The 8020-nt window shown below is 67.3% G+C and carries 9 protein-coding genes; 3 read left to right on the top strand and 6 right to left on the bottom strand.

The annotated features are described in order from the left end of the window. Positions 1 to 828: NAD(P)/FAD-dependent oxidoreductase (locus tag JHD82_RS28190; protein ID WP_199140153.1), on the bottom strand; the 828-nt coding region annotated here is incomplete at its 3' end. A gap of 134 nt (positions 829 to 962) precedes the next feature. After that, positions 963 to 1901: a LysR family transcriptional regulator gene (locus JHD82_RS28185; RefSeq protein ID WP_034394359.1), complete on the bottom strand. Its 939-nt coding sequence runs from the start codon at positions 1899 to 1901 to the stop codon at positions 963 to 965. 133 nt (positions 1902 to 2034) lie between these two features. Between JHD82_RS28185 and JHD82_RS28180 the strand changes: the two genes are divergently transcribed. The 3 genes from JHD82_RS28180 (at position 2035) to JHD82_RS28170 (ending at position 3903) form a co-directional block, all read left to right on the top strand. Then, a complete protein-coding gene (locus JHD82_RS28180) occupies positions 2035 to 2736 on the top strand; it encodes a pirin family protein (protein ID WP_199140151.1) in 702 nt (233 codons plus the stop codon). A 44-nt stretch (positions 2737 to 2780) separates the two neighbouring features. Further along, the gene (locus JHD82_RS28175) at positions 2781 to 3188 is read left to right on the top strand and encodes a DoxX family protein (protein WP_013802170.1); all 408 of its coding nucleotides are present in this window, start codon (positions 2781 to 2783) and stop codon (positions 3186 to 3188) included. 160 nt (positions 3189 to 3348) lie between these two features. Beyond that, a complete protein-coding gene (locus tag JHD82_RS28170; RefSeq protein WP_043822976.1) occupies positions 3349 to 3903 on the top strand; it encodes a flavodoxin family protein in 555 nt (184 codons plus the stop codon). Here JHD82_RS28170 and JHD82_RS28165 read toward each other — a convergent pair. The 4 genes from JHD82_RS28165 to JHD82_RS28150 all read right to left on the bottom strand — a co-directional run. Beyond that, a complete protein-coding gene (locus JHD82_RS28165) occupies positions 3900 to 4691 on the bottom strand; it encodes a sulfurtransferase (protein WP_199140149.1) in 792 nt (263 codons plus the stop codon). The genes JHD82_RS28170 and JHD82_RS28165 overlap by 4 nt on opposite strands. Before the next feature lie 65 nt (positions 4692 to 4756). Beyond that, a complete protein-coding gene (locus JHD82_RS28160; RefSeq protein ID WP_013802173.1) occupies positions 4757 to 5626 on the bottom strand; it encodes a MinD/ParA family protein in 870 nt (289 codons plus the stop codon). Then, a complete protein-coding gene (locus JHD82_RS28155) occupies positions 5613 to 6476 on the bottom strand; it encodes a GGDEF domain-containing protein (protein ID WP_080518214.1) in 864 nt (287 codons plus the stop codon). The genes JHD82_RS28160 and JHD82_RS28155 overlap by 14 nt, the downstream gene beginning before the upstream one ends. After that, on the bottom strand, positions 6427 to 8020 hold a 1594-nt coding region (locus JHD82_RS28150), incomplete at its 5' end, for a SulP family inorganic anion transporter (RefSeq protein WP_199140147.1). The genes JHD82_RS28150 and JHD82_RS28155, both read right to left, overlap by 50 nt.

Below are 8020 nucleotides of genomic sequence, written 5' to 3'. Positions count from 1 at the left end.
GCTTTGGGAGCGGCCCGGCTTGGAGGATTCTCGTGCCACCCAGACCGCGCGCTCATGCATGGTGCGGGCCGCGTTCCACTGCGGCCCCAGGGTGGACAGGCCGGCCTCGGTGGCCATGGGGTAGGACAGCGTCAGCGCCCAGCAGGGCGCCATTTCCACGGCCGCCATGCCCTGCACCAGCGACAGGGCCAGGGGCGTGGTCTGCAGCAGCTGGCGCGCCTGGGGCGCGGGCAGGGCGAGTATCACTTCATCGAAGCCTGCGCGGATCTGCGTGGTCGGCTCGGTCGTCTCCACATGCAGGCTCCAGCCGCGCGGGCCGGGCTGGCGTTCGAGCCTGGTCACGCGCTGGCCCAGGTGCAGGCGGTCGGCATCCCACAGCGGCGCGGCCCAGGCCAGCGGCAGGGCCTGCATGTCGGGCGTGGCCACCCAATGGGCTTCGGTGGGTGCGGGTGCAGCGCTGGACTGGCGGCCCTGCGCATCCAGCACGCGCAGCGTGCTCACGCTCCAGGGGCGGCACAGGCCGGGCACGGTCTGCAGGGCCAGCTCGAAGCGCTTGTCGCGCACGGTGAAATACTGCGCGCCGATGTCGAAGGCGCCATGCGCGGCGTTGACAGAGCGCATGCGCCCGCCCACCTGGGGCAGCCGCTCGTAGACATGGACATCGTGGCCGGCCTGCATCAGCGTGCGTGCGCAGGCCAGGCCCGCCATGCCGGCGCCAATCACGGCAATGCGGCGTGCGCCGGCCGTGGGGCGCGCCTTGGAGGCTTCGGGGGGCTTGGTGGCCTTTTTCTTGACCGTGGACTTGGAGGCAGCGCGGGAAGCGTTCATGGAGCAGACCTTTGCGGGCAGTGGCAGATTCCGGGAAGCATGTCCTTTCCGGCCTGCTCCACCGCAGCGGCGTGGCAGGCCGGGACCTGTAACCACTCTACACCCGCGAAGACCGCCCGGCGGCGTGCGCCAGCTCAATGTCGGTGATGATTTTCCATGAGAGCGCGGCGCGTGGCGGGGCTCTCCAACTGCTGCAGCCACCACTGCAGCGCGCGCGGCGGAACCTGCTGCGGCGGGCAGGACCATGCGTAGTGCATGCGCACATTGCGCGAGGGCCGGGCGACCTGGCGCGTCACCAGCAGGCCGGCCTGCACATACACATCGGCCATGAAATGGGGCAGGAAGCCGCAGCCTATGCCGCGCACCTGGGCCTCGATCTTGGCCTGCATGGAGTCCACGGTGAAGATGTCCTGGCCGCTGAGCAGGCCCATGCTGGCGCTGTCGCGCAGGCCTGAATCGGCCACGGCGATGATGCGGTGCTGCAGCAAGGTGGCGTCGGTGATGGGCTCGGGCGCCGTGGCCAGCGGATGGTGGGGCGCCACGGCAAAGACGAAGTCCAGCTCGCCCAGCTCGCAGGCCTGCAGGCCCGCCACGTTGCTGGAGTTGACGGCCACGCCGATGGCCAGGTCGGCCCGGCCCGAGGTCAGCGTCTCCAGCGTGCCGGTGAGGATGCCGTCGCGCAGCTTCAGCCGCGTGGGTGGCTGCATGGCGTAGAAGGCCTCGACCAGCTCCAGCATCGGCGTGCGCGCCACGGCACCATCGACCACGATGGTCAGATGCGGCTCCCAGCCCGTGGCCACGCGGCGCACGCGATGCGCCACGGTGTCGATCTCATGCAGCAGGCGCACCCCCTCGCGCAGCAGCTCCCGGCCGGCCTCGGTGGGCTGGGCGTGGCGCGAGCGGCGGTCGAACAGCAGCACGTCCAGCGCATCTTCGATCTGGCGCACACGGTAGGTCAGGGCACTGGGCACCAGGCCCAGCTGGCGTGCAGCGGCGGCAAAGCTGCCGGCCTCGGCAATGGCCTGGAGCATGGCCAGGCTGTCGGGGGTGAGCACGTCGCGGGGGCTGGGCATGGGGCGTTATGGCTTCAAAAGCTTTGAATGATGCCATCAATCCTGCTGCGCCTTGCCTGCGGCAGCGGCTTCTACAGTGGAGCCATCGACGCAAGAGTTTCGAAGATCTGACACGTTGGAAAGGGACAAAAACATGATCGCCCTGCGCAAATCCCGGGAACGCGGCCATGCCGACCATGGCTGGCTGCGCTCGCACCACAGCTTCTCGTTTGCGGGCTACCACGATCCGCGCCACATGGGCTTTGGCAACCTGCGCGTGATCAACGAGGACCACATCGCCCCAGGCACGGGCTTCGGCTCCCACGGCCACAAGGACATGGAGATCATCAGCTACGTGCTCGAAGGCCGGCTCTCGCACAAGGACAGCATGGGCAACGAGCAGACCATCTCGCCCGGCGAGGTGCAGCGCATGAGCGCCGGCTCGGGCGTGGTCCACAGCGAGCACAACCATGCGCCGGGTCAGACCACGCATTTCCTGCAGATCTGGCTGCTGCCCAGCCAGACGGGCATTGCGCCCGGCTATGCGCAAAAAGCCTTTGCCGACGAGGAAAAGCGCGGCCGGCTGCGCCTGGTGGCCTCGCCCGATGGCGCCGAGGGCTCGGTCAGCGTCCATGCCGATGCCCGGCTCTATGCCGGCCTGTTCGACGGCGATGAGCAGGCCGAACTGGAACTGCCCGCCGGCCGCAAGACCTATGTGCACCTGGTGCGCGGCGCGCTGAGCGTCAATGGGCAACGGCTGACAACGGGCGATGCGGCCCTTGTGGAGAATGAACCGCGACTGCGCCTGCACGACGGGGAACAGTCCGAGGTCCTGGTGTTCGATCTGCAAGCCTGAGAGCGTGCACAGCACGCTCTGAAGATTCACGAGGAGTAACCATCATGCTGAACCGTCTGAGCAACCCGCTGGCGCTGGCCGGCCGCATCCTGATCGCGCTGATGTTCGTGCCTGCGGGCTTTCAGAAAATCGGAGGCTTCGCCGGGACCGTGGGCTATGCCGCATCGGTAGGCATGCCCATGCCGCAGATCGGCGTGGCCATTGCCCTGGTGGTGGAGATCGTCGGCGGCCTGGCCTTGCTGCTGGGCTGGTGCACGCGCTGGGCGGCCCTGGTGCTGGCGTTCTTCACGCTGGTGGCCAGCTTCTTCTTCCATGCCTACTGGAGCGTGCCGGCCGACGCGGCCATGATGCAGCAGCTGCTGTTCTGGAAGAACATCGCCGTGACTGGCGGCCTGCTGGGCTTTGCCGCCCACGGTGCCGGTGGCTGGAGCGTGGATGCGCGCCGCCATTGAGTGGGTCGGGCAGCGTTGGCCATGCCCTGATTTTTGTTAGGCTACTGTCTTGAGTGGGCCCCGCAGCAGCGCTGCGGGGCCCTTTGGCGTGGATGGATTGATGAATGCGGCGCTGGCTGGCCTGTGGCTGCGCAGGGCGTCCGAGGATTGGATTTCTTGTATGGCAGATATCGTGGTGGTCTACCACTCGGGTTACGGACACACCCAGCGCATGGCCCAGGCCGTGGCCGACGGCGCAGGCGCGCGCATGCTGTCGATCGACAGCGACGGCCAGCTGCCTGCGGGTGGCTGGGAGTTGCTGGCGGCGGCAGACGCCATCATCTTTGGTTCGCCCACCTACATGGGCGGGCCGAGCTGGCAGTTCAAGCGCTTTGCCGATGCCTCTTCCAAGCCGTGGTTCGTGCAGGCCTGGAAGGACAAGCTGTTCGCCGGCTTCACCAACAGTGCCAGCGTCAACGGCAACAAGCAGACCACGCTGGACTACCTGTTCCAGCTGGCCATGCAGCATGGCGGTCTGTGGGTGGGCAGCGGCATGCTGCCGTCCAACGCGCGCGCCGCGCAGCGCAATGACCTCAACTGGATAGGCGCCTTCAGCGGTGCCATGGCGCAATCGGCCTCGGATGCCTCGGCCGCCGAGATGCTGCCGGGCGACCTGGAGACGGCGCGTGTGTTCGGCGAGCGCGTGGCGCAGCAGGCGCTGCGACTGAAGGCCTAAGCCTTGCCTGGCGGGCTTGTCGGCTGTATCGGCTCCAGCGGCTCTGCCGGAGCCAAGGGCGTGATGGCCAGGTCTGCGCCCACGGCCCGGCGCTCGTCAAAGACGAAGCAGCCGCCGTCATAGAAGGCGCCGTCGGTTTCCTCGAAGTACTTGAGGATGCCGCCTTCCAGCTGGTAGACATGCTCCAGGCCCTCGTCCCGCATCAGGATGGCGGCCTTCTCGCAGCGTATGCCGCCCGTGCAGTAGCTGACCACGGTCTTGTCGGCCAGCTCGGCCTTGTGGGCGCGCAGCGCGGGCGGGAACTCGGTGAACTTGGTGATGCGCCAGTCGATGGTGTCCTTGAAGGCGCCGGCATCGACCTCGAAGTCGTTGCGCGTGTCCAGCGTCACCACCTCGCGGCCCTCGTCATCGTGGCCCTGTTCCAGCCAGCGGCGCAGCGTGGCGGGGCTGACCGATGGCGCGCGGCCCTCTGCCGGGCGGATGGTGGGGTGGTCCATGCGGATGATCTCGCGCTTGACCTTGACCAGCATCTTGCGAAACGGCACGGTGTCGGACCAGCTTTCCTTGGGGGCCAGGTCGGCAAAGCGCTCATCGGCGCGCAACTGGTCAACGAAGCTGTGCACCGCCTGGGCGGGGCCGGCCAGGAAGAAGTTGATGCCTTCCTCGGCCAGGAGGATGGTGCCCTTGAGCGCCAGGGCCTGGGCGCGTTCGGCCAGGGTGTCGCGCAGCGCCGCCGCATCGGGCAGCGGCGTGAACTTATAGCAGGAAATATTGAGGATGTCGGGCACGGGCAGGCAGGCGGGTGCGGCACAGGCCGCGGGTTGGATCGGGGCGCCGGCGAGAGGCGGCCCGATCAGCCGCCCGACACCAGCAGGGCCTTGATTTTATTGGCCAGCTGGGCCACTGCCAGCGAAGCCGGTGCGCCGGGCATGGACTGCAGCAGCAACTGGCGGCGCATCACCGCCTCGCGCACGGCCGGGTCGGACGGAATATCGCCCAGGTGCGTGAGCCGCAATGGCTCGCCGGAGGCCGTGTTGACAAAGCGGTTGAGCACCTGCTGCAGCTGGCCCGTGATGGCGCGGCCATCTCCGGGGCGTGCCGCCTGGTTGATGGCCAGGCGGATCTGCTGGCGCTTTTGCTGGATGGCCAGCACCTTGATGGCCGCATAGGCATCGGTCAGCGAGGTGGGCTCGGGCGTGGCGATGACCAGCACCTCGGTGGCCATGGACACGGAAAACAGCACCACGTCCGAGATACCTGCGCCGGTGTCCAGCAGCACGATGTCGTAGCGCGGGGCCAGTGTCTCGATGGTGTGCGTGAACTGCTGGCGGATCTCGGGCGTGAGCCGCGAGTACTCGATCATCCCGGAGCCGGCCAGCAGCACCGAGTAGCCGCCGGGTGCGGGCAGGATGGCTTCCTCCAGCGAGGAACGGCCGGTGAATACATCGTGCAGCGTGACCTTGGGGTAGAGGTTGAGCACCACATCCAGGTTGGCCAGACCCAGGTCGGCGTCAAGCACCAGGACCTTGAGGCCATGGCGTGTCAGCGCTGCGGCCAGATTGGCCGAAACGAAGGTCTTGCCCACGCCGCCCTTGCCGCTGGTCACGGCGATGATGTGTCCGCGCGGCTTGGCGCGCACGGCATCGCTCATCGGAACGGCAGCGGGCAGGGAGGGGTGGGGAATGGCGTTGTCGCTTACCACCTGGCTATCAGCGGAGTCCATCTTCGGGGTCCACATCGGTTGCAATATCTGGATTCAGCCCATTGTCAAACGGGGACGGGGCATACAAAGGTCCGAAAAGCAGGCTTTTTTCCTCCGCGCTTACCGTACTGTCAGGTTGTTCTTCAATGTGCACGCGGTTGCGGCCGGCAGATTTGGCCAGGTACAACTGTTTGTCGGCACGCTCGGTCCACAAGGTCGTGGTGCTGCGTATCCACTGCAGCGCATAGGCGCCGCCGATGCTGATGGTGATCTGCAGTGTCAGCGTGGGTGAGATGACGACCGGCATGCGCTCGATGGCGCTGCGTATGCGTTCGGCCACGGAGAGACCGAAGGTCGCAGGGCAGGCGGGCAGCACGATGGCGAATTCCTCTCCTCCGTAGCGGGCCAGCGTGTCCATGGGGCGCACGCAATTGGTCAGGGTACGGGCCACCGACTGCAGAACCCGGTCGCCCACGATATGGCCGTGCTGGTCGTTGATCTGCTTGAAATGGTCGATGTCCAGCATCAGCATCAGGGCCGCTTCGCCAGACCGCGCCACGCGGTCGATCTCGCGCTCGGCAATGGTGCGGAAATGGCGGCGGTTGGCCAGCCCCGTGAGCGGGTCGCGCAGCGACAGCGAGCACAGTTCATCGATCAGCGCCTGCAGATATCGCGTCGGCGAATCCGTGGGCAGATGGACCGCCCCACCAGCGTGGGTAACCAGCGCGTGGGCTGTGGCCAGGCGCAGGTCGCGCAGGTATACGGATTGGTGGGATGCGGGGGCAGTCACGGAGGGCTGAATGAAAAGCCAGTGAAGTGTATCAGTGTGTAGGCTCGATTGTCGCCGCGCCGGCATCGACTTTTGCACCATCGGTGGTAACAGATGTTGATCCTGGTGCAGGCACGAACGGCGGCAGGGCAAGGGAGGCGAGGAATTCCGCATCGGTGCGGTACAGCCGCAGGTGCGGTCCGCGGTGCAGGGCGCCCGCCCGCAGCAGCACCTGTTCGGCCGGCAGCTTCAGGCCCACCACATGCAGCACGCCGCTGCGCTTGGCCGCCAGCAGTTGCAGGCGCACGAAGGTCTCCACGCCCGTCACGTCGATGCGGTTGATGGGCTGGGCCAGCAGGCACAGATGGTGTGTCTCCGGGCGCAGCGCCCATTCGTCACCGATACGACGCTCCAGGGCCGAGGCCGAGCCGAAGTCCAGCTCGGCATCCATGCGCAGGGCCAGCAGGCCCGGCGCCAGCGGGGGCAGCTGCCAGAGGTTGCGGTCGCGCAGGCTGCCGTCGGGATGCTGGCCCACCTCGATGATGCGCGGATGCAGGCGCTGGTAGAGGAAGTAGCCCAGGCTCAGCACAATGCCCGCGAACACGCCCCAGTACATGCGCGGCGCCGTCACGATGGTCAGCAGCAGCGTGGCCAGCGCAATGCTGCCCTCCACACGCGACACCTTGAACAACTGCAGCAGCACGCGCGGCTTGACCAGGTTGACCACGGCCGTGATCACGATGGCCGCCAGCGCCGCCTTGGGCACGTGGTACAGCGCCGGGATGAACCACAGCACCACGATGACCACCAGCAGGATGGAGAACACGTTGGACCAGCCCGTCTTGGCGCCGGCCAGCAGGTTCACGGCCGAGCGCGAGAACGAGGCGCTGGTGGCAAAGCTGCCGAACAGGCCCGCACTGATCTTGGACAGCCCCTGGGCGACCAGGTCCTGGTTCTCGTTCCAGCGCGTGCCGGCCTGCTGGTGCTCCACCTGGGCGCTGGAGGCCGTCTCCAGAAAGCTCACCAGCGAGATCACCAGCACCGGCATCACCAGGGCGCCGAACTCGTCCCAGCTCAGCAATCCCGGCAACTGGAAGCTGGGCAGGCCTGCCGGCAGGTGGCCGACCACGGCGCCACCGTCATCGGCAAAGTCCGTGGCCCAGCTGATCACGCCGGTCAGCGCAATGATGAAGATGGCCGAGGGAAAGGCCGCGCGCCAGCGCTTGGCCAGCACCAGCAGCGCAATGCTGGCAATGCCGTAGAGGATGGACTGCCAGTCGAAAAGCTGCAGCGAAGGCGTGTTCCAGACCGCGCTCCAGGTTGAACGCAGTCCCAGCAGGGTGGGCAACTGCGAGGCCAGGATCAGCAGCGCTGCCGCCTGTGTGAAACCCGTGAGCACGGGCGAGGTCACCAGGTTGAGCAGCCAGCCGGCGCGCATCAGGCCCAGTGACCACTGCACCAGGCCCGAAAGAATCGCCATCCAGGCGGCCAGGGCCACCCAGTGCGCGGAGCCGGGTTCGGCCAGGCCCGTGAGGGAGGCGCCGATCAGCAGTGCACTCAAGGCCGTGGGCCCCACACCCAGGCGCGGCGAGCCGCTGAACATCACGGCCACCAGGGCAGGGACGATGGAGGCGTAAATGCCGGTG

It is taken from the genome of Delftia sp. ASV31, assembly GCF_016428765.1.
In the GTDB taxonomy this organism is placed as follows: domain Bacteria; phylum Pseudomonadota; class Gammaproteobacteria; order Burkholderiales; family Burkholderiaceae_C; genus Comamonas; species Comamonas acidovorans.
This window is presented reverse-complemented; position numbering and strand designations above follow the sequence as displayed.